Below are 26571 nucleotides of genomic sequence, written 5' to 3'. Positions count from 1 at the left end.
CGGCCTCCCCGCGAGGAGCCGACGGGCGTCCTGGGTCGTTCTGAGAGAATGGTGGGTATGGCCAAGGAGACCGGTCGCAAGCTGATCGCGCAGAACAAGAAGGCACGTCACGACTACCACATCGAGGACACCTTCGAAGCGGGCTTGGTGCTGACCGGAACCGAGGTCAAGTCGCTGCGGGCCGGACGCGCCTCGCTGGTCGACGGCTTCGGCGATATCGAGAACGGCGAGGCCTGGCTGCTGCAGGTGCACATCCCGCAGTACGACAACGGCACCTGGACCAACCACGAGACGCGGCGGCGGCGCAAGATGCTGCTGCACCGATCTGAGATCGACAAGATCGAGCAGCGCACACAGGCCAAGGGCCTGACCCTCGTGCCGCTCTCGCTGTACTTCAAGGACGGCCGCGCGAAGGTCGAGATCGCGCTGGCTCGCGGCAAGAAGGAGTACGACAAGCGTCAGGCGATCGCGGAGCGCCAGGCGAAGCGCGATGTGGAGCGTGAGTTCGGTCGCAAGTTCAAGGGCATGTGATGCGCGACGAGGACATCCCGGCGTATCTCGATGCTCTGGGATTGCCGGGCATCGTCGATGTGCATGTGCACTTCATGGCGCCTCAGGTGCTGAGGAAGGTGTGGGCCTACTTCGATGCCGCCGGTCCGCTGCTCGGCCGCCCCTGGCCGATCACCTATCGGTGGAGCGATGAGGAGCGGGTGGAGCACCTGCGTGCGATGCGGGTCAGGGCCTTCGGTGCTCTGTCCTACGCCCACAGGCCGGGTGTCGCGCAGTTCATGAACGGTTGGAACCGCGACTTCGCGCGTCGCGTTCCCGACAGCCTGTGGTCCGGCACCTTCTACCCCGAGCCGGAGGCGGCCGACTATGTGCCCGAGCTGATCGAGGCGGGTGTCCGCGTCTTCAAGGCTCACCTGCAGGTCGGCGAGTTCGCCGCCGACGATCCGCTGCTCGAGCCAGTGTGGGCGGCGCTGGACGATGCCGGCACACCGTTGGTGCTGCACGCCGGTTCGGGTCCGGCACCGGGTCCCCACACGGGGCCGGGGGGAGTGGGCGCCGTCCTCGAGCGCCATCCGGGATTGAGACTGATCATCGCGCATCTCGGCATGCCCGAGGTGCACGAGTTCCTGGACCTCGCGGAGCGGTACGACGAGGTTCGTCTCGACACCACTATGGCCTTCGTCGACTTCTTCACCGATCGGCAGATCCCCGACGGGGTGGTCCCCCGGCTCGACCGCCTCCGCGACCGGATCCTCTTCGGCACCGACTTCCCCAATATCCCCTATGTCTACGCGCATCAGATCGAGGTCCTCGAACGGCTCGGCCTCGGTGACGCCTGGATGCGCTCCGTGCTCTGGGAGAACGGCGCCGATCTCTTCGCGATCGACCCATGAGACTCGCCTCGGCCCAGGGTCGGTGGCTCGTCGCCGCGATGGTCCTCGGTTCGGGCATCGTCTTCCTCGACGACTCGATCGTCTCGCTGGCGCTGCCGGCGATCGATCGCGACCTGCACGCAGGGGTCGCGGGGCTCCAATGGGTGGTCAACGGTTACACGCTGATGCTCGCCGGACTCATCCTGGTCGGAGGGTCGCTGGGCGACAGCTGGGGCAGACGCCGGGTGTTCATCGCCGGCACCGTGCTGTTCGCGACGGCGTCAGTGCTCTGTGCCTCGGCTTGGTCGGCCGAAGTCCTCGTGCTCGCGCGAGCGCTGCAGGGCATCGGCGGTGCGCTGCTGACCCCAGGAAGCCTCGCGATCATCACCGCATCGATCCACCCCGACGACAGGGGGAGGGCGATCGGAGTGTGGTCCGGGTTGTCGGGCGTGACCACCGCGATCGGACCCTTGCTCGGAGGATGGCTCGTGGACACCGTGGGCTGGCGCTCGGTCTTCTGGGTCAACATACCGCTGGCGGTCGCGGTCGTCGCGATCGCTCTGCGCCATGTCCCGGAGTCACGCGGCGGCGTCTCGCGGCTGGATTTGATTGGCGCTGGGTTGACGATCTCGAGCCTCTCGGCCCTGACCTTCGGGCTCGTCGATCAGAACTGGTGGCTTGTCGGCACCGGTGTGATCGTCCTCGGGCTCTTCGTCTGGCACCAGCTGCGCGCTCCGGCACCCCTCGTGCCGATGGCGCTGTTCGCTGATCGTGTCTTCGCGGCGGCCAATCTCTCGACCTTCGCGATCTACGCGGCCTTGACCGGCTCGATGTTCCTGTTGGTACTGCACCTGCAGTACGTCGCCGGCTACACACCGCTGCAGGCAGGCTTGGCGACCCTCCCGGCGACGATCCTCATGCTGCTGTTCTCAGCCACCGCCGGTGAGATCGCCTCGCGGATCGGTCCGCGGCTGCCGATGACCGTCGGCCCCCTGGTCGCGGCCGGCGGTCTGTTGCTCTATCTCCGGATCGGCCGCGACGCTGATCTGCTGACGGACGTGCTCCCGGGAGCCGTCGTGTTCGGCATAGGTCTGACGATCCTCGTCGCTCCGTTGACGACCGCGGTTCTCTCCTCGGCACCGCCCGATCAGACAGGCATCGCGTCCGGTATCAACAACGCCGTCTCGCGTACCGCGGGCCTGCTCGCCGTGGCCGCGATCCCCCCGCTGGTGGGGATCTCCGGCCCGGACTTCGCTCGCCCGGAGGTCTTCGGTCCGGGATTCCGGGCGGGGATCGTCCTCTGCGGGGGGTTGCTCGTCGCCGGTGCGATCGTCTCAGCCGTCCTCATACGGGGGCCGGGACGATCGGACCGACCGCAGCCCGGTGAGGAATAGGCGGTGTGGTCGTGGAGTTGTAGACTATGAGAGCCGGTTCGCCGGTGTTGATAACTCAAGAGGGGCTGATCGGTTTCGACTGTGGTCGTTCGACCTAGGAGAAGCGGGTAGAGAAGGCAACGTCATCTCTTAAACGTTCGTTGCAAACCAATAAGTGCCGATTCCAAGCGCACTGACTTCGCCCTCGCTGCCTGACAGCGATTGGTGAAGGGCAGACCCGGGAGCGTCCCCGTTCCGGATCGTCTGTCTCATCAAGGGGACTTGCTGATCACTGCCCGCCGTAGGCGGTGATCGGGACTCAAGTACGGCTGAGCCCGTCGGCGACGTGTTTGTCCGAGCGCCGGGGCTGAGAAAACGACTCCCGACAAACTGCACCCGGAGAAGACCTAGCTCAGCGCCAGAGGACCCGGGTTCGATTCCCGGCAGCTCCACGGCATCACTCGGCACCCCACCTCCTTGTGAGGTGGGGTGCCGCGCTGTGTCTGGGGCGTCGGGTGATGCCGTGAATCAGGCAGAGTGAATCGAGTGGGCCCACGGCGAGTTCTGCGAGCCGGGGATCCCGGCAACTCCACGATGGGTCACAACGCCCCGCCTTCTCGCGAGGTGGGGCGTTGTGCTGTGTCCGGGCTATCGGGTGATGCTCCACAACGACGATGTGCCGCACCTGTCTCGTTGGGGGCGGTAAGTGTCCTTAGTTGAACTCGGCTGTGTCCGTCTTGCTACCTACGCTGAGGCTGGTGAACGGATCGGTGCCGGGCGGTAGTATGAGCACATGTCCTTGATGGATCGTATCTCGATTGCCCCAGATGTCGTACACGGCCGTCCGGCGATTAGAGGTACCCGGATGCGGGTCGGCGACGTTCTCGCGCTGTTGGCGGCAGGGGCTGACGAGACCGAGATCTTAGAGGACTACCCGTATCTGACGACAGAGGACATCCGTGCCTGTCTGGAGTACGCCGCAGCTCAAGCCGACCACGCAATCGTCATCGCTTCCTGAAACCATGCGGTTTCTGGTTGACGCCCAGTTGCCGCCGGCGTTGGCTCGATTGCTCCGCGAGCACGGCCACGTAGCCGAGCATGTGACCGACATCGGTCCAGGTGACGCGCCGGATCGGGACCTGTGGCGGTACGCGCTGGACCATGAGGCGGTCATCATCACCAAGGACGAAGACTTCTCCCTCATGTTCGCCATGCGCGGCGAAACGCCTGCCGTGGTGTGGGTCAGAATCGGAAACACTCGCAGGGCAGCGTTGCTCATATGGTTCGAACCGTTGATCGCCCGGATCGTTGAGTTGGTCGGGAGCGGACAGAGGTTGATCGAACTTCGGTGATTGTTGGTGAAGGTCTGGCATGTTGGCGACTCCAAGTTCAAGGTGCAATCCGAGTCAGGCTGGGAGACCGCGACGGTCGCTTTAGCATTCCGAGTACGTGCCAGCCGGACTCGAAGACAGGAGAGTGGTGCTGCGTGGCACTCTTCGGATCCGACGGTTTCGGCTGACCGACGAGTCTCAGGCGATGTGGGCGTCGAGCCACTGCACGATGGCCGCTTGGATGATGCCCGTGCCCCAGGTCGACGTGCCGAACAGGCTGCCGCCGCCATGATCGGTGGCGGGGATCGAGGTGTAGCGGGTCGTCACGCCCTCACGGCGCACCGTAGCCACGAACTCCTCGACCGGTCCGGGGAGGACGAGATGATCGCGGGTGCCGTGGTAGACGAGGGTCGGTGGTGAGTCCGCCGTGACATGCGTGGCCGGTGCGATCGCCGCATAGCGCTCGGGGAATTCCTCGGGGCTTCCGCCGATGTAGACCTCGCCCATCAACCGGCCGAGACCGGTCCGTGCTTCCTCCCCGGCGAGGTCCACGACGGGATAGCCGCCGATCACCGCGCTCACGTTCGGAATGTCGTCGGCAGAGCCGCATGAGGGCTCGAGATTGCCGGACTGGCTGCGATAGGCGGCGTTGAGGGCGAGGTTCCCACCCGCAGACTCGCCGAGGATGGCGATCCTCTCGACGTCGAGTCCGAAAGCCGCTCCCTCGCGCCCCAGCCACGAGAGCGTGCATCCGATATCGGCCGTGGCGAGATCCCAGGTCGGCCGATCCGGTCGTGCGAGCCGATAGTCGACATCGAGGACCGCGTAGCCACGGTCGGCCAGGTAACGGTTGAGCGCATTGGGGCTGCGGGCGCCGCCGTCGAAACCGCCACCATGGACATAAAGCACCACCGGAGCGGGTCCGTCTGAATCGGCGCGATACAGATCCGCCCGCAGAGGCTCACCGTCCGCGCTTCCGACGGCGAGCGTCTCATCAGGTCCCCCATGACTGGCCATGGCAGGCAGGAGCGGAGCGAAGGGCCGGACCCCCGCGCCCTGGTCGATCGATGTGTAGACGAGCAGCCCCGAGGTCACGAGCGAGGCCGCAAGCCCGAATCCCGCCACCGCCCCCACCGCCTTGCGGGGCAGGGACCGTCGCGTGCCGAGCGATCGCCAGGCCAGGAGTGCCGCGACGACCGCCAGCACCACGACCCAGCCACCGATCTCGTCACGGGCCACGGAGAGCGAGACGATCCCGTGCTGGGTCCACGATGAGGCGAGCAGGGGCTGCAGCCACGAGGGCGGGAGGACCGCCAGCAGCTGACTTAGCGCGATGACGATCGCGAGCGCCGTGGCGGCGATGAGCGAGGGAACACGACGGGGTGCGGCGGTCACCGACTCGACGCTACCCGGCGATCGAGGAGCGCGCGTCTCGACCGCTCCCGGACCGGACGATCAGGCCCAGAGCGTGTCGCCGAAGACGAAGAAGATCGTCGCGGCCACGGCGATGTACCAGAGCGCGATGATCAACCCCGACCAGTTGCGCAGGAGGCGACCGGGGACATTCCGTGCTGTGACCAGCACGAAGACCGGGATCATGACCGTCCAGACCACCATGCACCACGGGCAGAGCTTGCCGATATTGAAGATGCTCTGGTACTGCAACCAACTCACGAAACCGATACCGAAGACCACGCCGGCCTGCAGACCGCCCCACACCCAGCCGGGCAGTCGCATGCCCGCGGCGAGCAGCACGCCCAAGGTCGTGACGACGGCGAAACCGGCGATCCCGATGAGCGGGTTGGGGAAGCCGAAGGCCGAGGCCTGATCGGAGGCGATGACACCACTGCACTCGACGAAGGCGCTCAGGTCGCACCCCAGGCTGAGGTCCTCGCCATCGACCTGGGATTGCAGCAAGGTGATCTTGTCGATCGTGAGAACCGACGACGCCAGAACGCCGATCGCACCCGCGAGCGCCAGGAAGGCCCCGAGGACACGGTGCTCGCCGAGACGTGAGGGGTTCTCCACCGGGGCGGTGCCTTCCGGCCTGGTGGGTTCCGTAGCCGTCGTCATGTGCACATCCTAGGCACTCGGGGGTCATCACGGTCGAGATCGAGGGACTTCCCGATACTCTCGGTATCTGTTAACGTGACATTGGCGATGTCATATAGTCCGATGGTCGGACCCCGTGGAGGGAGAACGAGGCACATGAGCACAGACCGCGTGGATGTCCTGATCGTCGGCGCCGGGCTCTCGGGGATCGGTGCCGCCTACCGCCTCGAGCTGATGAGCCCGAACAAGACCTACGCCATCGTCGAACAGCGCGAGCGCACGGGCGGCACCTGGGATCTCTTCCGCTATCCAGGCGTCCGGTCGGACTCCGACATGTACACGCTCAGCTACCCGTTCCGCCCCTGGACCAATGAGAAGGCGATCGCCGACGGTGGCGACATCCGTCAGTACATCGCGGACACCGCGCGCGAGAACGGCATCGACCGGCACATTCGCTTCGGGCGGCGGGTGCTGACCGCGGACTGGTCCAGCGACGACGCCACCTGGACGGTCACCTCGCGCCTGTCCGATGGCACCACGGAGACCACCGTCGCCTCGTTCCTGTACCTCTGCAGTGGGTATTACAGTTACGACGAGGGGTACACGCCGGACTTCCCCGGTATCGAGAACTATGAGGGTGATGTCGTCCATCCGCAGTTCTGGCCGGAGGACCTCGACTACACGAACAAGAATGTCGTCATCATCGGCTCGGGCGCCACAGCGATCACGCTGCTTCCGTCGATGGCGCGCGATGCCGCCAAGGTGACGATGCTGCAGCGCTCACCCACCTACATCCTCTCCCAGCCGGGCAAGGATCCGATCGCGAATGTCGCCCGCCGCGTGCTCCCCAAGAGCATCGTGCACCAGGCCACCCGACTGCGGTACGCCGTGATGACCGTGGGCTTCTACGTCTTCTGCCGGACCTTCCCATCGTTGGCCCGCAAGATCCTGCTCGGCCTCGCACAGCGTCAGGCGCCCAGCGTCGACCCGGCCAGCCTCACCCCGCGCTACAAGCCCTGGGATCAGCGGCTCTGTGTCGTTCCCGGCGGAGACCTCTGGCGGGTCGTGCGCCAGGGCAAGGGCGAGATCGTCACCGACCACATCGAGGAGTTCACCCCCAAGGGCATCGCCCTCGCCTCCGGAGAGCACCTCGACGCCGATGTCGTGGTCACCGCGACCGGACTCCAGCTGGTGGCGATGGGCTCGATCGACATCTCGGTCGACGGCCGTGCCATCGATCCGCACGAGGTCTACACCTACAAGGGGCTGATGTTCAGCGGTCTGCCGAATATGGCCTGGTGTGTCGGCTACACCAACGCTTCCTGGACGCTGCGTGCTGACCTGACGTGGAAGTACGTCGCACGCTTCCTCAACCATCTCGACGAGAACGGCTACGCCTACGGCATGCCCAATCCCGAGGGCGAGAGCGGGCCCTCGGCGCCGATCCTCGATCTCGACTCCGGCTATATCCAGCGTGTCGCCGACAAGCTCCCGCAGGCCGGTTCGCGCAAGCCGTGGAAGATCCGGCAGAACTGGTTCCTGGACGCCTGGGACGCGCGGACCACCGACCTGGACGAGGAGATGGTCTGGGTGCGTAAGAGCGAGCTCCCGGTCCGGGACAAGGTCGCCGTCGGCTGAATCGGCGGTAACTGCTCCCTGACGGGGGTCACTCGGCCTGGCAGCTCGGGCACCAGAAGCAAACGCGCTCGCGGGTGGGGTCGTCCCCGTACTCGCCCTCGGCGATCGATGTGCCGCACCGGCGGCAGGGCAGGCCCGCGCGGCGGTAGACCCAGCGTTCCTCGCCGCCCCGGGTGCTGCCGGTGAAGGACCGCTCGACGCGTCGGGCATTCGCGCCGAGAACCCGACGGGCCAGGGCGACGAGGCCTGACAGGTCGCTGACCTCGCCGATGGGACGTGCGGGCGCGATCCGCCGCATGAACAGCAGCTCGTTGACGTACTCATTGCCCAAACCGGCGAGATTGCGCTGGTCGAGCAACGCGAGGAAGACGGGGCGTGTCGGATCGCTCTCCAGGCGCTCGACCGCTTCCGTGGCAGCGAACTCCTCATCGAGCAGATCGGGTCCGAGATGACCGACCGCGTCCACTTCCCGCTCGCGCGGCAGCACCTCCAGCAGTCCCAGCGAGAACCCGACCGCCTGCCATCTGGAGTTCTCCAGGACGACGCGTGCCGAGTGGCCCGGACGGCGCCACCGCGGCCGGGGCAGCCGGTAGAGATGCCACGCCCCCTCCATCTTGAGATGTGAGTGCACCACGTACTCGGGGGTCCGCAGCAGCAGGTGCTTGCCGCGGCTGACCACATCCTCCACCTGCTGCCCCCGTAGGTCGACGGTCGCATAGCCCGGGACGCGGAAGTCCGTCAGAGTCAGCTCGGTACCGGTGAAGGCGGCGTGGAGGTGGTGGGCCGTGCGCCAGACGGTGTCGCCCTCAGGCATCGAACCGCAGCCCCTTCAGATGGGCCTCGAAGCCTGCGGCTGCCAGCGCTTCACCCGCCGCCGTCGACGCTACGGGCTCGCCATCGGCCGTCTGCACCGTGAACCGTCCGAGACGCAACCGTCGCGCGGTGGCGACGAAGGACTCGGCCGCGCGTGCGAGACGTACGGGATCATCGGTGAAGGTCAGCAGGGTCTTGCCTCCTCGTTCGAGGAAGAGCACGAGCAGGCCGTCGTGGAGCACGACGATCGACCCCGCCTTGCGTCCCGGACGATGGCCGAGCTCGCGCTCCGGCCAGGGAAGGGCGGCACCGTAGGGATTGGCCGGGTCGGTAGCGGCGAGGACGACTGCGTCGTCGTCGCTGGGCCGGTCGTCATCGCGCTGGAGCGCGCGAAGCCGGTCGATGGCCCCGTTCGCGGCGAACTGAGCACCCCCGAGGCCGTCGACGAAGTACCCACGCAGGGCCCCGCCCGACTGTTCGAGCTCGCGTAGCACCCGGTACATCGCCGCGAACCCGCCTGGCTGTTGCTCGGTGCCGACCGCTCCCTTGGTGATAATGCCGTGGCGGCCGAGTGCGAGCTCGGTGCGCAGCAGAGCCCCCTGGGTGCTCTCTGGGGCGGGATCGAGGGCGAACCAGCGGCCCGCCGCGGCGGGAGGCAGCACGGGGCGTGTGGGACGAGCACGACGCCCGCGGTGAAGCCGTGCCCGCGGCGGCTGGCGCTGCCCACGATGGGCGCCGCCTCCGCGCAACAGGGCACGGATCGGGGCGAAGGTGTCATTGGAGACCGTGCCCGACCAGGTCAGCTGCCAGAGGACATCGACCAGGGATTGCTCCTCGCTCGTCTCGACGAGTCCGTGCAACTGTCCGAACAGGAAGGCCCCGGATCCGCGCATCGCGCGGAGCAATCGGTCCGCCGCCGAATCCGCCAGGGGGGCCTCGGCCGAGGGGTCGGTGACGGGGTCGACATCGGCGGGGAAGATCCGGATCCACCCGTCATTGCCGGCGAGGGTCCCGGCACCGGACCACCAGATCTCCCCGGAGGCGAGGAGCTCGTCGAGCATCGGCGGTTGATAGTCGGCCACCCGCTGAGGCAGGACGAGGGTCTCCCACGCCGACGCGGGGATGGGTACACCGGCGAGCTGGTCGATCGCGGCCAGTAGTGCATCGGGGCCCCGGTGGCGGGAGCCGATCTGCTGCCAGGCCGGCAGGAACCGGGCGAAGGTCTGCCGGTCGACCGGTTCGACCTGGTGTCTCGCCGCGGCGAGGGATCGTGCGCGCAAGCGTCGCAGGATCTCCGCGTCGACCCATTCCTCACGTCCTGAGGCCGCGGGATCGAACTCGCCGGCCACCACCCTGCGATGTTCGGCCAGACGGGTGAGTGCCGTCTCGGCGACAGCGCGCCCCAGACCGTACCGCACGGCGATGTCCTCGGCGGTGAAGGGACCGTGGGTGCGCGCGTAGCGGGCGACGAGATCGCCGAGCGGATCGTCGGGACTCTCCAGGTGGGCGGCGGCTATGCCCATCGGCAGTGCTGTGCCGAGCGCGTCGCGCAAGCGAGCGGCGTCCTCGACGGCTGCCCAGCGTGGACTGCCGGCGATCGGCACTTCGATGAGCCGCCGCTGGTCGCGCAGAGAGCCGAGCCAGCCGGGAACCTCGCCACGGTGCTCGGTATCGGTGCGCGCGGCGATCTCCTCGGCGCTGAGGGGGCCGATGGTGCGGACCAGGTCTGCGACATGCTCGAGCGACCGCGCGGCACGTTCGGGTACGAGCCGCTGCAACTCGCGTTCGGTGGCGGCCACGACCTCCGGATCGAGCAGCTCGCGCAGGTCGGTGCGGCCCAGCAGCTCCGCGAGGAGATCGGGGTCCAATGAGAGCGCCGCCGCGCGCCGCTCGGCGAGTGGTAGGTCGCCGTCGTACAGGAAGGCGCCCACATAGCCGAAGAGCTGCGTCTGGGCGAAGGGGGAGGCACGCTCGGTGATGACCTCCACGACCGCCACCTCCCGGCTGTTGACGGCACGCGCCAAGGCGGTCAGAGACGGCAGATCGTAGACATCCTGCAATACCTCGCGAGCGGTCTCCAGCAGGATCGGGAAGGTGGGATGCCTGCGAGCGACGTCGAGCAGCTGCGCGGACCGCTGACGTTGCTGCCACAGGGGCGCACGAGCACCGGGATTGCGCCGGGGGAGTAGCAGCGCGCGGGCGGCGCACTCGCGGAAGCGCGCGGCGAACAGTGCGGACCCGCCGACCTCGTCGGTGACGATGCGCTCGAGCTCATCGGGTTCGAAGACGAAGAGCTCCGCCCCGGGAGGTTCGGCATCGGTATCCGGCACTCGAGCCACGATGCCGTCGTCGCCGGCGACGACCGATCCGTCGACCCCGTAGCGCTCCTGGATCCGCGCACCGACCGCCAATGCCCACGGAGCGTGGACCGACCGGCCATAGGGCGACAGCAGGACGACTCTCCAGTCGCCGAGCTCATCGCGGAAACGTTCGACGACCAACGTCGTGTCCGTGGGCACGCGGCCGGTCGCTTCGCGCTGAGCTGCCACCAGCTCGCTGAGATTGGAGCGGGCATTGGCATCGAGACCCAGGTCGGCGCCGATGACATCCGCGCCGGACTCGAGGCCCCGCAGGAAGGCGCCGATCGCCGCTCCCAGCTCGTACGGCCTCCCGACCGCGTCACCGCGCCAGAACGGGAGCCGGGCAGGAAGCCCGAAAGCCGGGGTCACGATGACGCGATCGTGCGTGATCTCCTGGATGCGCCAGCTCGTGGCGCCCAGCGCGACCACGTCGTTGACGCGCGACTCGTACACCATCTCCTCATCGAGCTCGCCGACCTTGCGGCCACCGCGGTCGTCCTCGCCCGCGAGGACGACGCTGAACATGCCGCGATCGGGGATCGTGCCGCCGCTGGTCACGGCCAACCGCTGCGCCCCCGGCCTCCCGGTGAGCGTGCCCGCATCGCGATCCCAGACCACTCGCGGGCGTAGCTCGCCGAACTCGTCGGAGGGATACCGACCGCTGATGAGATCCAAGGTGGCATCGAAGGCGGACCTGGGCAGTGCGGCGAAGGGAGCGCTGCGCCGCACGGCATCGAACCATTCCTCGACATCGAGGGGTTCGAGGGCTGCCGCGGCGATCGTCTGCTGTGCGAGAAGATCGAGCGGATTGGCCAGTACGCGTAGCCGTTCGATCGCTCCCTCGCGCATGCGCTCGGCGGTGACGGCGCCGACGAGGAGATCGTGCCGATTGGTGGGGAAGACCAGACCGCGCGACACCTCTCCGACCTGGTGGCCGGCGCGGCCCACGCGCTGCAGGCCAGCGGCCACGGACGGGGGAGAGGAGACTTGGATGACGAGATCGACCGCCCCCATGTCGATGCCCAGCTCCAGACTCGATGTGGCGACCACGCAGCGCAGGCGACCGGACTTGAGGTCGTCCTCGATGAGTGCGCGCTGCTCCTTGCTGACCGAGCCGTGGTGGGCGCGGGCGAATGCCGGGGGTGCGCCGTCCGACTGACCGGACAGGCCGCCCATCCGCGCGGGACTGCGGGTCTCCGGCTCGATCCGCTCACCCTCGACCCGCTCGGCGTAGACCTCGTTGAGCCGGGCCGTGAGTCGCTCGGCGACGCCACGCGAGTTGGCGAAGACGATCGTCGAGCGGGCCTTGAGCACATGGTCGACCACCGCCTCCTCGACATGCGGCCAGATGGTGTTGCCGGCCTGTCGATCGACCTCGGGATCGAGGAGCGACTGGGCGGCGGATCCCTCGGGCGGCCCACTCTCGTGGCGCGGCGCGATCTCGGTCATGTCCTCGACCGGTACCACGATGTCGAGCTCGAGACGCGAGGGCGACTCCGGTGCCACGATGCGGACGGGGGACTGCCCGCCGAGGAACCGGGCGACCTCATCGTGCGGGCGTACGGTGGCGCTCAGGCCGATGCGCTGGGCCGGACGATCGAGCAGTGTGTCGAGCCGTTCGAGGGAGAGCGCGAGATGCGCACCGCGCTTGGAACCGGCGACGGCGTGGATCTCGTCGACGATGACGACCTCGACCGTGCGTAGAGTCTCACGTACCGACGAGGTCAGCATCAGGAACAGCGATTCCGGCGTGGTGATGAGGACATCGGGTGGATGCGACTGCAAGCGGCGGCGCTCCGCGGGAGGCGTGTCACCCGAGCGGAGCCCCACCGTCACCTCGCGGAACGGCTCGCCGTGCCGAACCGCGGTATTGGAGATGCCCACGAGCGGAGATCGCAGGTTGCGCTCGACATCGACCGCGAGCGCCTTCAACGGAGAGATGTACAACACGCGGACACCGGCGGGCGCATCATCGGGACGTGGCCGGAGCAACCGGTCGATGGCTGACAGGAAGGCCGCGAGGGTCTTGCCGGAACCGGTGGGTGCGACGACGAGGGTGTGCTGACCGGCCCCGATCGCCTCCCACGCGCCGCGCTGTGCCGGGGTGGGTGCGACGAAGGAGTCGGCGAACCATTCCTGGGTGGCGGGCATGAACCCCAGATGTTGCAGCCCGGCCTCGGTCATGGCATCTATCGTGGCAGGAGCGGCCGACACTCGCCGCCGAAGCCGACCGGCTGCCGCGGCCGTCACCAGCGGTGCGGCATTCTGGCGCTTATGAAGTTGCGTGCTGTACTCGTCGCGTCGACCGCTGCCCTCCTGCTGGCGGCCTGCTCGTCCGGCGACGATTCCGAGCCCGACCCGGACCAGAAGGAAGGATCCGAACTCGTGCAGTCCTCGCCGCTGACCGGCGAGCGTCTCGAGGACGGGCTGCCCCAGAACGCCCCCTTGGCGGTCAAGATCGACAACACCTCGGCCGGAGCTCCTCAGGTCGGTCTCGATCGCGCCGACCTCGTGGTGGAGGAGACGGTCGAGGGCGGTGCCACCCGGCTCGCCGCGATCTTCTACTCGGACATGCCCGAGGAAGTGGGTCACGTGCGCTCGCTGCGTGCCACCGATATCGGCATCGCCAAGCCCGCCAATGCGCATGTGGTCGCGTCCGGTGGCGCCGGTCAGACGATGGACCGGATGCGTCAGGCCGAGGTGCCGGTGATCAGTGAGGACGGCGGCAACGGCGGTTTCAGCCGTCAGCCCGGGAAGGCTGCGCCGTACAACGTGCTGGCGAATCTCGCGCAGATCAGCGGCGACATCGGTCCGATCGCTCCGACGGTCCCCTATCTTCCGTGGGCGGAGAATGAGGGCGACGTGACCTCCTCGGAGACTCCCGCGACGACCGCTACGGTGCGTTTCGCCCCCTTCCACACCACCGAGTGGGTGCACGGAGACGGCGGCTGGACGAGGTCCAATGGCATCGCCGATCCGGAGTTCGCCGCGCGCAATCTGATCGTGCTGTTCGCCGATGAGCGGGATGCCGGCTACACCGATCCGGCGGGCAACCCGGTGCCCGAGACCGACTTCGTCGGTGAGGGACGAGCCGTGGTGTTCGCCGGCGGCTCGGTGATCGAGGGAACGTGGTCCAAGGAGGACCACGGCTCGCAGATCAAGCTCGCCGACGCGGAGGGCACAGAGGTCCAGCTCGCGCCCGGCAAGGTGTGGATCGAGCTGGTCAACAACAGCACTGCCGACGTCACCTGGGGCTAGGCTAGGGCGGTCAGTCGCCCATCTGCTGCAGTTTGTCGCCGATCTCGGTCTCGATCGAGGCTCGCAGTTCGGCGCGGAAGATCGCGAGCATCACCTGGCTCGCGATCGGCAGCAACTCCTCGACGGCGCCGAAGACCCGCGGCCAGTCCTGCTCGGGCAGGCCTTCGTCCAGGAAGGGCTGGACGATCTCCTCGGAGGTGCGGTGCACCAGGTAGCGGGCAATCTCGCCGAGGTGCTCGCGCAGCAGCGGCACCGCGCCGATGACGGTCTCCGGCGACAGCCCGAGTGCCACGGCAGCGGCACCGGGGCGCACGATCGCCGGGTCGAGGATCCGCAGCATCGTATCGTCGACCTTCTCGATGAGCTCGAGGTCGACGAGGGCGTCGATGAGCGCGTCGTCCTGTGGAACCCCCGCCAGCGCGGCGAGATCCGCGCGCGGCATGAGCACACTGGGATCATCGGCATCGTCGCCGGTCTCGAGCAGCGTCATGAGCTCGAGCGCATGGCCGGGAGCAGTGGTCGGCGAGCGCAGGATCGCGTCCTCGACGGCCGCGAGGGTGAATCCGCGTTCCAGGAGCTGCCGGATCAACTGGAGTCGCTGGAGGTGCGCCAGCGTGTAGTAGCCGGTGCGGCCTTCCAGTCGCGGGGGATCGATCAGGCCACGGCTGGCATAGGCGCGTACATTGCGCACCGTCATGTTGGCGCGCTGCGCGAGCTCATCGACGGTGAACTCCTCGGCGCGGAGCGTGGGTTCACTCATGTTCGCGATCATAGGGGACGGCTCCGCCCTCTCCCACGTCACGACCTGCCATCGCATGTGCTGATCGGCGAGCGGGGATGATCGAACGAGGCATCATAGGTTCATGGAACCGGTGAGCATGCGAGGGTCGCTCCTCGTCGCCACGCCCGCGATCGATGACGGGCCGTTTCGTCGTAGCGTCGTGTTCTTGCTCGACCACGATGAGGAGGGCGCGCTCGGCGTCATCGTCAACCGGCCGTTGGACTCCGGTGTCGAGGAGGTCTTGCCCGAATGGGGCCGAGCGGTCGACGCGCCCGGTTGCCTGTTCGACGGAGGCCCGGTCGCGATGGACTCCGCGCTCGCCGTCGGTGTCGTCGACGGGTTCGAGGTCCCGCCGCAGGGGTGGCGCCACATGTCCGGGCACATCGGTCTGATCGATTTGGACGGTCCCGTGCCCGCGCACGGCGTACTGCGCGGCCTCCGCGTCTTCGCCGGCTATGCCGGATGGTCGGCCGGGCAGCTCGAGGAGGAGATCGACGAGGGCGCGTGGCTCGTCGTCGAGGCGCGCGACCACGATGTCGTCTCGCCGTGCCCTGACCTGCTGTGGGCACAGGTCCTGCGTCGCCAGCGCGATGAGCTGCGCCTCTGGGCGACCTTCCCCGACGACCCCACGCTGAACTGAACGCCCCTTCCGCTGGGCGGTGAGTTATCCCGTGTCCAGGGCCCGAAGTCCGTGGAGGGGTGAGCTGTCACGCACCGACGACGATCTGGCGCGTGATGGCTCGCCGCCCACGTCGACCCGCCGATGGCGTCGACCCCTGGCGTGTCGCTTCGCGGTCGCGGAGGACATGAACGAGCGAGACCGGTGTCGGGTCAACCCCTTAGGATGGGTTCGTGGGATTCTTCGGACGCGGAACGCAGACCGTTCACGACGAGCGCACTGAGCAGCGCACGGACAACGGCGATCATGAGCGCTTCAGTCACTACGTCCCCAAGGACAAGTTGACCGAGGCGATGGTCATGGGGACCCCGGTCGTCGCTCTGTGCGGCAAGGTGTGGGTGCCCAGTCGTGATCCGCAGCGGTACCCCGTCTGTCCGGAGTGCAAGGACATCTGGGAGTCCTTCGGTGACAAGAACAACGACGACGACTCCTCCGACGAGTGAGCACGCGCCCGCTGCGCACCTGGCAGCGTGAGGCCTTCGAGCAGTACCAGCGCACGCAGCCGCGAGACTTCCTCACGGTCGCCACGCCCGGTGCCGGTAAGACGACCTTCGCGCTGACCATCGCCGCCGATCTCCTGCACCGCCGTGTCGTCGAGCGCATCGTGGTCGTCGCGCCGACCGAGCATCTCAAGACCCAGTGGGCGCTCTCGGCGGCTGCGATGGGCATCTCGCTCGATCCGGACCTGAGTGGCGCTCTGGCCCCGCAGTTCCAGGGCTATGCCGTGACCTATGCCGGATTGGCGACCAATCCCATCGCCCATCGCGTGCGTATCGAACGTCAGCGCACCCTCGTCATCATCGACGAGATCCACCACGCCGGCGACGCGCTGAGCTGGGGTGACGCTGTGCACGAGGCCTGCGAGCCCGCCGAACGACGGCTCGCCCTGACCGGCACCCCGTTCCGCTCCGATGACAATCCGATCCCGTTCGTCACCTATGCCCCCCAGGGCGACGGCTCGATGGCGAGCGTGGCCGACTACTCCTACGGCTACGGTGCGGCCCTGCGCGATTCCGTCGTGCGCCCGGTGCTGTTCATGGCCTATTCCGGCCAGATGCAGTGGCGTACGAGCGCCGGCGACGAGGTCAGCGCCCGCCTCGGCGAGCCGCTCACCCGGGACCAGATGGCGCACGCCCTCCGAACGGCCCTCGACCCGCAGGGGTCGTGGATTCCGGCGGTGCTCCAGGCCGCCCACCGTCGCCTGCAGGAAGTGCGCCGTGACATCCCCGACGCCGGTGGTCTCGTCATCGCCACCGATCAGACGACCGCCCGTGCCTATGCCGCGATCCTGCGTGACCTCACCGGCAGCGATCCGACCGTCGTCCTGTCGGACGAGGCCGGGTCGAGCCAGCGCATCCAGGACTTCTCGGCAGGTTCGGACCCGTGGATGGTCGCGGTGCGCATGGTCAGCGAGGGCGTGGACGTGCCCCGGCTGGCGGTGGGCGTCTATGCGACGACCACGGCCACGCCGTTGTTCTTCGCGCAGGCGGTGGGCCGTTTCGTGCGGGCGCGCCGTAGGGGCGAGACGGCGTCGATCTTCGTGCCGAGTGTCCCAGCCCTGCTCGGTCTGGCCGCTGATCTGGAGGCCGAGCGCGACCATGTGATCGGGCGCCCGGTCAAGGACGAGGCAGATCTCTTCGCTGCCGAGGCGGAGCTGTTGGCACGGGCCAATCGCGAGGAGCCGGCCATGCCCGAGGAGCTCGGCACCTACCGGGCGCTGGGGAGCGACGCCTCCTTCGACCGTGTGGTCTACGACGGGGGCGAGTTCGGCTATGACGCGATCGCCGAAGACCCCGAGGAGCTCGACTTCCTCGGCATTCCCGGTCTCCTCGAGCCCGATCAGGTGGCCGAACTACTGCGATCGGCGCGCTCCAAGAAGGCGCGCGAGGACATCGCCCAGCGAGCCTCGGCGTCGAGCCCGGCCGACGAGGACGTCGCCTTCGAACGGCGTTCGGAGCTCCGTCGCGAGCTGAACGCTCTCGTCGGTGCCTGGCATCATCGCACGGGCACGCCGCACGGGGTCGTGCACAACAAGCTCCGCTCCGAGTGTGGCGGGCCACCTGCCGCGGCTGCCACCATCGAGCAGTTGCAGCACCGTATCGATCGTCTCCGGGACTGGGCTCTGCGCGCCTCCGGCTGACGCGGAACCGATCTCGATGCATTCTGGTTGCCAGGACGACCACGACGCATCACCATTCGTCCCCGCGTGACACCGATGATGATGCGTTGAGGTCCTCATAGCGACCAGAATGCATCGTCATCAGTCCGCCAGGCGGCGGATGTGAGCGACTAGGCTCGCGCCATGAACATGCCCTGGCGTCTGCGCGTCCTCGGAGCGGTCCTCAATCGGGCCGCCGAGCCGGTGGAGGAGGTGACGGATCACGCTGCCGTCCGGGCGCGTCGTCACAAGCTCTGGGCTTCGCCCGTGGGTGCCGTGATCTTCGGCCGCGCGGACAGCCGCGTCACGGTGGAGGATCTCGACATCTCCGTGCCCGGCCGCACACTGCGAGCACGTGTCTACCGGCCGAGCGGTGTCGGCACGCGGCCCCGCCCCGTGGTGGTCGACTATCACGGCGGTGGGTGGGTCCAAGGAGAGCCGGAGCAGTCGGAGTGGTTCGCCAGCCGCGTGGCGGCCCGGACGGGTGCTGTGGTCGTGTCACCGTCCTACCGACTCGCGCCGGAGCACCCCTATCCCGCTGCTGCGGACGATGCCTGGGATGCGTTGTGTTGGATCGCCGAGCATGGCGGACGATTCGGCCTCGATCCGTCGCGGATCGCGGTCATGGGTGACAGCGCGGGTGGCAATCTCGCCGCCGTCACCGCGATGACCGCGCGCGACAAGGGCGGTCCGGCCGTCCGGGCACAGGTGCTGATCTATCCGGCGGTCGAGATGTACGAGAAGTACGCCTCGGAGATCGCGATGCCCGATGCCCCGGTGCTCACCTCGGCCAATATGCGCGCCTTCGTGCGGCTGTACCTGCAAGACGCCTACGGCACGGAGGACCAGCAGGCCTCGCCCCTGCGCGCGGTCTCCCACGAGGGACTGGCACCCGCGTTCATCCTCACCGCATCCGCCGATCCGCTGCTGGACAACGGCGCCCACTACCGCGAGGCTCTACGACGAGCCGGAGTGCAGGTCCGGTACCGCGAGTACGACGGGGCGATCCACGGCTTCATCAGCCTGCCCGGGCTCATGCGCGGTCCGGCGCACGCGGCCCTCGACGATGTCACCGGGTTCCTCACGGAGCGCCTCATCCTCCCGTGAGCGGTGACCTGCGCACCCCTCACCCCGGTTCTCCACGGACGGCGGTGGGTGGCGCACCTCTCGACCGTCAGGAGACGTGCGTAGGTCACCGCTCACGTGGAGGAGACGTGCGTAGGTCACCGCTCGGGCGTGAGGCGAGGACGTTGGCGCGCGGTGACACGATGGAGGGGTGAAGCTCTCGGTCCTGGATCTCGTCCCTGTCCGCAGCGATCAGACCTCCGGTGACGCGCTCGCCGCGACGGTCGAGCTAGCCCAAGCTGCCGATGCCGCCGGATTTGAGCGCTACTGGGTCGCCGAGCACCACAACATGCCGGCTGTCGCGGCGACCTCGCCGCCGGTCCTCATCGCGCATCTCGCGGCGCAGACCGAGCGCATCCGGCTCGGATCGGGCGGTGTGATGCTCCCCAACCACGCCCCGCTCGCGGTCGCCGAGCAGTTCGCGCTGCTGGAGGCCGCGCACCCGGGACGGATCGATCTCGGCATCGGGCGTGCGCCCGGGTCTGATCCGGTGACCTCATGGGCACTGCGGGGTGCCGCGGGTCGTGACGACACCGATATCGAGAAGTTCCCGCAGTACCTTGATGACGTGATGGCGTTGATGGGCACCGAAGGCGTCCGCGTGCCGGTCCCGCGCCAGGAGTACATCCTGAAGGCCACCCCGGCCGCCGCCAGCCGGCCGATCATGTGGCTGCTCGGATCGTCGATGTACTCAGCGCACCTGGCGGCCGCCAAGGGACTGCCGTATGTCTTCGCGCATCACTTCTCCGGGCAGGGCACGGCGGAGGCGCTGGCGACCTATCGCAGCGAGTTCCGGCCGAGTGACTACGCGAGCGAGCCCCGCACCTTCCTGACCGTCAATGCGGTGGTGGCGCAGACGCAGGAGGAAGCGGCAGCGCTCATGCTCCCGAATCTCATCACGATGGCGCGTCTGCGGACCGGTAAGCCGCTGATCCCGCTACAGCTGGTCGAGGAGGCGCGAGCGATGGAGCTGTCGGAGGTCGAGCAGTCCGTCGTGGACGCGGGACTCGCGCGGGCGGTTCTGGGCACGCCGGAGCAAGCCGCGGCACAGACCCGTGAGCTGGCCGAGCGCTTCGAGGTCGACGAGGTGATGATCCACCCGGTCGCCTCCGCCCATGAGGGCACTGACCCGCGAACCTCGCCGGCGCGGATCGAGACCCTGCGGCTGCTCGCCGAGGCTCTCGGCTGACTCCGGCCGGCTGACGACCCGGCGTCTTAGTGCGCGGTCAGCCGGGCGCTCGAGAACGACGACAAGCTTTCCTGCCGCGTTCATCGCACTGTCGCCGGGGGTTCGTCTGAGGCGATGAGCCTGATCGCATGAGCGTGACACGTCATCGCCACATCGCCCGGCGTTCCCGCCTGGGCATCATCCTCGCGGCCTCGGGGGCGAGCGCGCTGGTCGCCGCCACGGTCCTGACCATCGGCCCGTCCGCCGCCCAGGCCGGACCGGGTGATCAGGCCGCCGACGGCGCCGCGCCGTCCACGGCGAGCGTCCAGGTGCTGACCCCGCGGATCGACGCGGGCGGCACGGCACGGATCGTCATCGGCGTGGTGAACGAGGGTGTGCGGCCTGAGGGCCGCGTCCAGGTGAAGATCGGGGATCGGGTGCTGACCCGTGATCTCACCGTCGGCACCGCGAGCGCCAGCGTGCGGATCGACGAACCCGGCACCATCGAGGTGCGAGCTCGGCACATCGACCACGGCGCCGCTGTCCGCGCGGCGTGGAGCGACGCGGTCACCATCGCCGTTCGGTGAGGGCAGGTCTCAGCTCCCGTCCCAGTCGGTCATCTCCTCCAGCGGGCGGATCTGCCCGATGCGCAGGGCATTGCCGAACGGATCCCGGATGCCCATGTCGCGGCCATAGCCCATATCGGTCGGCGGCTGGGTGATGGTCACGCCCGCGGCGGTCAGGCGCTCGTGCAGGGCGTCGACATCGTCGGTGGAGAAGCCGATCCAGCCGCCTCCGGCGCCCTTGGCCACCAGAGCGGTGATCTCCTCGGCGGTCGCCGGGTCATGGGCCGGCGGACCGGGGCGTTCGAGCAGGATCTCACGGTCGTCGCCGGGGGCGACGACCGTGAGCCAGCGCATGAAGCCGAGATCGGTGTCGACGGCGACCTCGAGACCGAGGACTCCGACATAGAAGTCGAGTGCCTCGTCCTGGTCAGCCACGAAGATGGAGGAGAGTCTGGTGCGTGTGATGGTCATGACGACAACCTAGGCGTTGGGTGCGCCGTCCCGCTTCTCCGAAATCGACGAGTTGGCCGGGTGGGTGGCGGTGGACGGACGCATCCAGCTCATGGCGAAGCACCCGAGGGACCGGGGCAGCGGGCCACGGCGACGATGTGCCGTCGGAGACTCGCCCACGATGGCGCGGAAGGTGCGGGTGAAGCTGCCGAGACTGGTGAACCCGACCTGCACGCAGATCTCCGTGACGGGCGTGTCGGTGGTGCGCAGCAGGAACATCGCCCGCTCGACGCGGCGGCGCTGCAGATAGCGATGTGGGGTCTCACCGAAGACGCGCGCGAAAGTCCGGATCAGGTGGTCCGGGGAGAGGTGCGCCGCGGTGGCCAGAGAATCCAGGTCGAGCGGCGCGGCGTAGCCGGCATCGATGCGGTCCCGGATGGCGAGCATCCGCCGGTTGGTCGGCGCGTCGCTCACGCGAAGCCGATGCCTGCCTCGGCCCACTCGGTCTCGACCCGGTCGAGCCGGTCGGGATGGACGGCCGCAGTGTAATCGCGCAACACCGTGACGGTGAGACCGGCCTTCGCGGCATCCAGCGCCGTCGCCCGCACGCAGTAGTCGGTGGCGATCCCGGCGATGTCGACGGTGTCGATGCCGTGCGCCCGCAGATAGGTGGGCAGCTCGGTGCCGGTGGCCGTGACGCCTTCGAATCCGGAGTATCCCGCGGAGTACTCACCCTTGTCGAAGACCGCGTCGAAGCTCCGTGAGGTGAGTGGTGCGTGCAGGTCGGCGCCGGGGGTGCCGGCCACGCAGTGCGGCGGCCACGAGTCGACGAAGTCGGGATGGTCGGAGAAGTGGGTTCCGGGGTCGATGTGGTGGTCGCGGGTCGCGACGACCACCGCGTATTCCGTGCGGGACGCGTCGATCAGTCCGGCGACATCCTGCGCGACCCGGGCTCCACCGGTCACGGCGAGCGAGCCGCCCTCGCAGAAGTCGTTCTGGACATCGACGACGATGAGTGCCTTGGAGGTCATGTCAGCGCTCCTCGTAATGGGTGGGGATGGCGGGGTCGCCCTTGCTCAGACGCAGGCCGGTGACGGGCAGCTCGCGCAGGGAGGCGTGGCGACGTGCACGCGCATCGTCGAGCGTGCCGATGTTCTGCGGCGTCCCGCCGAGCGCAAGGGGGACGAGCAGCTCGCGGTCGTCGCGATCGGTGGCGGGCGGCTCGCCGATCCCGATGACCTCGGCCGTGGCCACGTCGTTCTCGCGTCGACGGACCGGGTACTTGCGTCCGCCGATCGAGACCTTGTCCTTGCTCTTCTTGGCCACGGGGACCATGGTGCCGGTGTCGTCCTCACGGGCGACGATCTTGTAGACGAAGCCGCTGGTCGGCACCCCGGATCCGGTGACGAGGGAGGTGCCGACCCCGTAACCGTCGATGGGCGCGACGGCGAGGGCCGCGATGGCGTGCTCGTCGAGGTCGCTCGTGACGGTGATGCGGGTCGAAGTGGCGCCCAGCTCGTCGAGCTGCGCTCGCACCTCGGTGGCCACCAGCGCGAGATCTCCCGAATCGAGTCGCACCGCCCCCAGCTCGGTCCCGCCGGCGGCGACCGCATTGCGGACACCCTGGGCGATGTCGTACGTGTCCACCAGCAGGGTCGTGTCACGGCCCAGAGCGGCGACCTGGGCCTCGAAGGCCTCCCGCTCGGTGTCGTGCACGAGGGTGAAGGCGTGGGCCGCGGTGCCCGCGGTGGGGATCCCATAGGTACGGCCGGCCTCAAGATTGGAGGTCGCCGCGAAGCCGGCGATATACGCCGCGCGCGCCGCCGCGACGGCGGACTGTTCATGTGTGCGCCGCGAGCCCATCTCGATGCAGGGACGGTCCGCGGCGCTCGCGATCATCCGCGCCCCGGCCGTCGCGATCGCCGAATCGTGGTTGAGGACCGACAGCACCAAGGTCTCCAGCACCACGCACTCGGCGAAGGTGCCCTCGACGACGAGGACGGGGGAGCCCGGGAAGTAGAGCTCTCCTTCCGCGTAACCCCAGATGTCGCCGACGAAGCGGAAATCGGCCAGCCACGCGGCGGTGGCCTTGTCGACGACGCCGTTGTCCCGCAGGAAGCGCACCTCGTCCTCAGCGAAGCGGAAGTCCGCGATCGCCTCGAGAATCCTCCCGGTACCGGCCACGACGCCGTACCGCCGGCCTCCGCTCAGGCGGCGCGTGAACACCTCGAAGACGCTGCGCCGGGAAGCGCGGCCATCGGAGAGTGCGGCTTGCAGCATCGTCAGCTCATAGTGATCGGTGAGCAAGGCCGTCGAACGGTCCGGGTGCGTACCCATGCGCACGAGCATAGATCGGTGGACTGCGTGGTGGACGCGCCGTGGTCACCGCGCGTCCGCCACAATGGGGTGGTGACCGTCTCAGCCACCGGCCCCGCGCCCGCGGAGATCGCTCCCGACACCGACCTCGAGTTCGGTGTCGAGTTGGAGGATCCGTGGGTCACGATCGTGTGGAACGATCCGGTCAACCTGATGTCCTACGTCGCCTTCGTGTTCCGCACCTATTTCGGCTACACCGAGGAGAAGGCGACCGAGCTGATGCTCGCGGTCCACCACGAGGGCAAGGCGATCGTCTCGAGCGGCCGTCGTGAGGAGCAGGAGCGTCACGTCCAGGCGATGCACGAGTACGGGTTGTGGTCCACCTTGGAGAGGGCAGAGTTGTGACTCCGTTCGTCAGGCGGCGGGGCAGCGTCGTCGGGAGCTTCGAACAGAGCGAGGCCCAGCTGCTGGCGAACCTGGCCGCTCAGGTGGTCGAGCTGCTGCGTGACCGCAACGGCGAGTCCGAGTCCTCCGCGGACCCGCTCGCCGCGATGGTCGGCATGAACGGGCCGGTGCTGCCGCCGGAGGATCCGGTGCTCGCCCGCCTGTTGCCCGATGCGTACACCGACGACCCCGAGGATGCCGCGGAGTTCCGGCGTTACACCGAGCAGACGCTCACCTCGTCCAAGGTTGCCAATGCCGAGTCGCTCATCGGGGGCCTCGCTGAGGGTGGCATGGGAGCCGGCGAGGATGTCGACGTCGAGGTGGAGCTCGACGAAGGCCAGACGCTCGCTTGGCTGCGGGCCTTCACCGATGTGCGGATCGCCCTCGCGGTGCGCTTGGGCATCGAGAGCGATGAGGACGCCGAACGTCTGGCCGAGGACGATGACCCGGCCACGGCGGCGATGGCCGATGTCTACGACTGGTTGGGATTCGTCCAGGAGACCTTGGTCCAGGCCGCTGACTGATCGGTGCCGTCCGTCAAGCGGACACGATGCCGGAGCCCGTTTCGGCGCCGATAGGCTGGGCGATGTGTTGACCATCGACCGCGCCACCTACGATGCGATCATCGCGCACGCGCGCCGCGACCACCCGGACGAAGCCTGCGGCGTCATCGCCGGTCCTGCCGGGTCCGACCGTCCCACGCGGTTCATCCCGATGCTGAACGCCGCGATGTCGCCCACGTTCTACGAGTTCGACTCCGGCGACCTGTTGAGGCTCTACCGCGAGATGGACGACAACGACGAGGAGCCGGTGATCATCTACCACTCGCACACGGCCACCGAGGCCTACCCCTCGCGCACCGACATCAACCTCGCCGGCGAGCCGGGCGCGCACTATGTCCTCGTCTCGACCCGAGACGGTGCCGATGCCGACGGTACGCCGATCGACTTCCGGAGCTACCGGATCGTCGACGGGGAGGTCACCGAGGAAGAAGTCCGGGTCGTCGAGCGTTACACCGACAGCAGCATCCCCGAGTAGTCCAGCACTCACAGAGAAGGCAGAAGTCTGATGGCCATCGAGGTCCGTATACCCACGATCCTGCGCACCTACACCGACGGCGAGCGTGCCGTCGACGCGTCGGGCGATTCGATCCAGGCGTTGATCGAGGATCTCGAGTCGCGCCACGCGGGCATCGGCGAGCGTCTGCTGGAGGACGGCGAGGTGCGCCGCTTCGTCAACATCTACGTCAACGACGAGGACATCCGCTTCACCGGTGGTCTGTCGACCGAGCTCTCCGACGGCGACACCGTCGTCATCCTGCCGGCCGTCGCCGGCGGCGCGCGCTGACGTGACGCGATACGACTCGCTGGTCGACTCCGTCGGCGGTACACCGCTCGTCGGACTTCCCCGCTTGTCGCCCTCCTCCGAGGTGCGGTTGTGGGCCAAGCTCGAGGATCGCAATCCCACCGGTTCGATCAAGGACCGGGCGGCCCTCGCGATGATCGAGGCCGCCGAGGCAGAGGGCCGTTTGACGCCCGGGGCGACCATCCTGGAACCGACGAGCGGCAATACCGGCATCTCACTGGCGATGGTCGCCTCCCAGCGTGGTTACCGGCTGATCTGCGTCATGCCGGAGAACACGTCCGAAGAACGACGCGTGCTCCTGCGGATGTGGGGAGCCGAGATCATCTCCTCGCCGGCGGCGGGCGGCTCGAACGAGGCCGTGCGCGTGGCGAAGGGACTGGCGGCCGATAATCCGGACTGGGTCATGCTCTACCAGTACGGCAATCCGGCCAATGCCGAGGCGCACTACCGGGGCACCGCCCCGGAGATCCACGCCGACCTGCCGGAGATCACGCACTTCGTCGGAGGCCTCGGCACCACCGGGACACTCATGGGCGTGGGGCGCTACTTCCGGGAGCATCAGCCCGAGGTCCGGATCGTCGCCGCCGAGCCGCGCTATGGCGAGCTGGTCTACGGGCTGCGCAATCTCGCCGAGGGCTTCGTGCCCGAGCTCTACGACGAGTCGCTCATCGACTCGCGCTTCAGCGTCGGACCGCGCGATGCCGTGCGCCGGGTCCGCGAGCTCGTGGAGAGCGAGGGCATCTTCGCCGGGATCTCCACCGGCGCGATCCTGCACGCGGCGCTCGCTCAGGCGGCCAAGAGCACCAAGTCGGGCGAGCGGGCCGATATCTGCTTCATCGTGTGCGACGGCGGCTGGAAGTACCTGTCGACCGGTGCCTACGAGGGCACTCTCGACGAAGCCGAGGATCGTCTCGACGGTCAGCTCTGGGCCTGACATCATCCGCCCGTCGACGCGGGTACGGCATGTCGCAGTTCTCGATGGCTACCGCGAGGCGCGCGCGGCACAGATCGCACGTTCGAGCCAGGGCTCGAGGGTCCGCGAGGGTGTCGTCGCGTCGACTCCGAGTCGTACCCATCCCCGCAGCTCCTTGCCGCGCATGATCCACGGGCCGGCGAGGGGGTCGCCCATGAGCTCGTCGCGCTCCTCGGGGTCCACGCGCAGCAGCAGGCCGTCGTCGGTCGCCGCGACCGCCATGGCACCCCCGATGAGGAAGGCCAGACCGCCGAACATGCGCTTCTCGGTGAGATCCGGCTCCGCGATCAGCAGGTCGCGGAGTCGATCGGCGAGTTCGAGATCGTAGGCCATGGTCAC

The 26571-nt window shown here is 68.3% G+C and carries 28 protein-coding genes and 1 other RNA gene; 19 read left to right on the top strand and 10 right to left on the bottom strand.

All coding sequences use genetic code 11. The features are described from left to right. Window positions 1-57 precede the first annotated feature (57 nt). The 6 genes from smpB (at window position 58) to BHE97_RS12240 (ending at window position 4107) form a co-directional block, all read left to right on the top strand. Window positions 58-531 carry an SsrA-binding protein SmpB gene (gene smpB, locus BHE97_RS12265; protein ID WP_087624363.1) on the top strand — a complete coding sequence of 158 codons (474 nt, stop codon included), beginning with the start codon at window positions 58-60 and terminating at the stop codon, window positions 529-531. Next, window positions 531-1403 carry an amidohydrolase family protein gene (locus BHE97_RS12260; protein WP_087624323.1) on the top strand — a complete coding sequence of 291 codons (873 nt, stop codon included), beginning with the start codon at window positions 531-533 and terminating at the stop codon, window positions 1401-1403. The genes smpB and BHE97_RS12260 overlap by 1 nt, the downstream gene beginning before the upstream one ends. Next, entirely contained in the window at window positions 1400-2776 is a 1377-nt protein-coding gene (locus BHE97_RS12255; RefSeq protein ID WP_087624322.1) for an MFS transporter, read from the top strand. Before BHE97_RS12260 ends, BHE97_RS12255 begins: the two co-directional genes overlap by 4 nt. Window positions 2777-2837: 61 nt before the next feature. After that, window positions 2838-3210: a transfer-messenger RNA gene (gene ssrA / locus BHE97_RS12250) on the top strand. 338 nt (window positions 3211-3548) lie between these two features. After that, window positions 3549-3773, top strand: a complete 225-nt coding sequence (locus BHE97_RS12245; RefSeq protein WP_087624321.1) for a DUF433 domain-containing protein — start codon at window positions 3549-3551, stop codon at window positions 3771-3773. Continuing rightward, window positions 3715-4107, top strand: a complete 393-nt coding sequence (locus tag BHE97_RS12240) for a DUF5615 family PIN-like protein (protein ID WP_201791428.1) — start codon at window positions 3715-3717, stop codon at window positions 4105-4107. Before BHE97_RS12245 ends, BHE97_RS12240 begins: the two co-directional genes overlap by 59 nt. A gap of 177 nt (window positions 4108-4284) precedes the next feature. On the opposite strand, the gene BHE97_RS12235 is transcribed toward BHE97_RS12240, so the two are convergent. Next, complete coding sequence (locus tag BHE97_RS12235) at window positions 4285-5481, bottom strand: alpha/beta hydrolase (RefSeq protein ID WP_087624319.1); 1197 nt, start codon at window positions 5479-5481, stop codon at window positions 4285-4287. A 60-nt stretch (window positions 5482-5541) separates the two neighbouring features. Beyond that, complete coding sequence (locus BHE97_RS12230) at window positions 5542-6159, bottom strand: vitamin K epoxide reductase family protein (protein ID WP_087624318.1); 618 nt, start codon at window positions 6157-6159, stop codon at window positions 5542-5544. 135 nt (window positions 6160-6294) lie between these two features. Here BHE97_RS12230 and BHE97_RS12225 point away from each other — a divergent pair, with 135 nt between their 5' ends. Then, on the top strand, window positions 6295-7776 hold the full coding sequence (locus BHE97_RS12225; RefSeq protein ID WP_087624317.1) for an NAD(P)/FAD-dependent oxidoreductase: 1482 nt from the start codon (window positions 6295-6297) through the stop codon (window positions 7774-7776). 28 nt (window positions 7777-7804) lie between these two features. Here BHE97_RS12225 and BHE97_RS12220 read toward each other — a convergent pair whose 3' ends face one another. Continuing rightward, a complete protein-coding gene (locus BHE97_RS12220) occupies window positions 7805-8590 on the bottom strand; it encodes a DNA-formamidopyrimidine glycosylase family protein (RefSeq protein WP_087624316.1) in 786 nt (261 codons plus the stop codon). Further along, entirely contained in the window at window positions 8583-13133 is a 4551-nt protein-coding gene (locus tag BHE97_RS12215; RefSeq protein WP_087624315.1) for an ATP-dependent helicase, read from the bottom strand. The genes BHE97_RS12220 and BHE97_RS12215 overlap by 8 nt, the downstream gene beginning before the upstream one ends. 90 nt (window positions 13134-13223) lie before the next feature. Between BHE97_RS12215 and BHE97_RS12210 the strand changes: the two genes are divergently transcribed. Continuing rightward, entirely contained in the window at window positions 13224-14207 is a 984-nt protein-coding gene (locus BHE97_RS12210; protein ID WP_170931395.1) for a DUF3048 domain-containing protein, read from the top strand. A gap of 10 nt (window positions 14208-14217) precedes the next feature. Here BHE97_RS12210 and BHE97_RS12205 read toward each other — a convergent pair whose 3' ends face one another. Beyond that, window positions 14218-14967, bottom strand: coding sequence for a MerR family transcriptional regulator (locus BHE97_RS12205; protein ID WP_087624362.1), 750 nt, complete (start codon window positions 14965-14967; stop codon window positions 14218-14220). Between the two features lie 103 nt (window positions 14968-15070). Between BHE97_RS12205 and BHE97_RS12200 the strand changes: the two genes are divergently transcribed. The 6 genes from BHE97_RS12200 (at window position 15071) to BHE97_RS12175 (ending at window position 20705) form a co-directional block, all read left to right on the top strand. Next, window positions 15071-15628, top strand: coding sequence for a YqgE/AlgH family protein (locus BHE97_RS12200; RefSeq protein ID WP_087624313.1), 558 nt, complete (start codon window positions 15071-15073; stop codon window positions 15626-15628). Between the two features lie 212 nt (window positions 15629-15840). Then, on the top strand, window positions 15841-16110 hold the full coding sequence (locus tag BHE97_RS12195) for a DUF3039 domain-containing protein (RefSeq protein WP_087624312.1): 270 nt from the start codon (window positions 15841-15843) through the stop codon (window positions 16108-16110). After that, entirely contained in the window at window positions 16107-17807 is a 1701-nt protein-coding gene (locus BHE97_RS12190; RefSeq protein WP_087624311.1) for a DEAD/DEAH box helicase, read from the top strand. The genes BHE97_RS12195 and BHE97_RS12190 overlap by 4 nt, the downstream gene beginning before the upstream one ends. Before the next feature lie 162 nt (window positions 17808-17969). Beyond that, window positions 17970-18932 carry an alpha/beta hydrolase gene (locus BHE97_RS12185; protein WP_087624310.1) on the top strand — a complete coding sequence of 321 codons (963 nt, stop codon included), beginning with the start codon at window positions 17970-17972 and terminating at the stop codon, window positions 18930-18932. 169 nt (window positions 18933-19101) lie between these two features. Next, entirely contained in the window at window positions 19102-20139 is a 1038-nt protein-coding gene (locus BHE97_RS12180) for an LLM class flavin-dependent oxidoreductase (RefSeq protein ID WP_087624309.1), read from the top strand. Window positions 20140-20267: 128 nt separating this feature from the next. Beyond that, window positions 20268-20705, top strand: coding sequence for a hypothetical protein (locus BHE97_RS12175; protein ID WP_087624308.1), 438 nt, complete (start codon window positions 20268-20270; stop codon window positions 20703-20705). Between the two features lie 9 nt (window positions 20706-20714). Here the strand turns inward: BHE97_RS12175 and BHE97_RS12170 are convergent, their stop codons facing one another. The 4 genes from BHE97_RS12170 to BHE97_RS12155 are packed head-to-tail and all read right to left on the bottom strand — an operon-like array spanning window position 20715 to window position 23471. Next, the gene (locus tag BHE97_RS12170; RefSeq protein ID WP_087624307.1) at window positions 20715-21155 is read right to left on the bottom strand and encodes a VOC family protein; all 441 of its coding nucleotides are present in this window, start codon (window positions 21153-21155) and stop codon (window positions 20715-20717) included. A 9-nt stretch (window positions 21156-21164) separates the two neighbouring features. Beyond that, a complete protein-coding gene (locus tag BHE97_RS12165) occupies window positions 21165-21608 on the bottom strand; it encodes an AraC family transcriptional regulator (protein WP_236757670.1) in 444 nt (147 codons plus the stop codon). Continuing rightward, a complete protein-coding gene (locus BHE97_RS12160) occupies window positions 21605-22165 on the bottom strand; it encodes an isochorismatase family protein (protein WP_087624306.1) in 561 nt (186 codons plus the stop codon). Before BHE97_RS12160 ends, BHE97_RS12165 begins: the two co-directional genes overlap by 4 nt. 1 nt (window position 22166) lies before the next feature. Next, the gene (locus BHE97_RS12155) at window positions 22167-23471 is read right to left on the bottom strand and encodes a nicotinate phosphoribosyltransferase (RefSeq protein WP_087624359.1); all 1305 of its coding nucleotides are present in this window, start codon (window positions 23469-23471) and stop codon (window positions 22167-22169) included. A gap of 72 nt (window positions 23472-23543) precedes the next feature. Between BHE97_RS12155 and clpS the strand changes: the two genes are divergently transcribed. From clpS to BHE97_RS12130, 5 genes are all read left to right on the top strand, one after another. Further along, entirely contained in the window at window positions 23544-23855 is a 312-nt protein-coding gene (gene clpS / locus BHE97_RS12150) for an ATP-dependent Clp protease adapter ClpS (RefSeq protein ID WP_140400134.1), read from the top strand. Continuing rightward, window positions 23852-24418, top strand: coding sequence for a DUF2017 domain-containing protein (locus tag BHE97_RS12145; protein ID WP_087624305.1), 567 nt, complete (start codon window positions 23852-23854; stop codon window positions 24416-24418). The genes clpS and BHE97_RS12145 overlap by 4 nt, the downstream gene beginning before the upstream one ends. A gap of 64 nt (window positions 24419-24482) precedes the next feature. Then, window positions 24483-24932, top strand: coding sequence for a M67 family metallopeptidase (locus BHE97_RS12140; protein ID WP_087624304.1), 450 nt, complete (start codon window positions 24483-24485; stop codon window positions 24930-24932). Between the two features lie 30 nt (window positions 24933-24962). Next, on the top strand, window positions 24963-25241 hold the full coding sequence (locus BHE97_RS12135; RefSeq protein WP_087624303.1) for a MoaD family protein: 279 nt from the start codon (window positions 24963-24965) through the stop codon (window positions 25239-25241). 1 nt (window position 25242) lies between these two features. Then, window positions 25243-26193 carry a cysteine synthase gene (locus BHE97_RS12130; RefSeq protein WP_087624302.1) on the top strand — a complete coding sequence of 317 codons (951 nt, stop codon included), beginning with the start codon at window positions 25243-25245 and terminating at the stop codon, window positions 26191-26193. A 48-nt stretch (window positions 26194-26241) separates the two neighbouring features. Here the strand turns inward: BHE97_RS12130 and BHE97_RS12125 are convergent, their stop codons facing one another. Then, a complete protein-coding gene (locus BHE97_RS12125) occupies window positions 26242-26565 on the bottom strand; it encodes a TfoX/Sxy family protein (RefSeq protein ID WP_087624358.1) in 324 nt (107 codons plus the stop codon). Window positions 26566-26571 lie beyond the last annotated feature (6 nt).

Origin of the sequence: Aeromicrobium sp. PE09-221, assembly GCF_002174305.1 — a bacterium.
Lineage (GTDB): Bacteria > Actinomycetota > Actinomycetes > Propionibacteriales > Nocardioidaceae > Aeromicrobium.
This window is presented reverse-complemented; position numbering and strand designations above follow the sequence as displayed.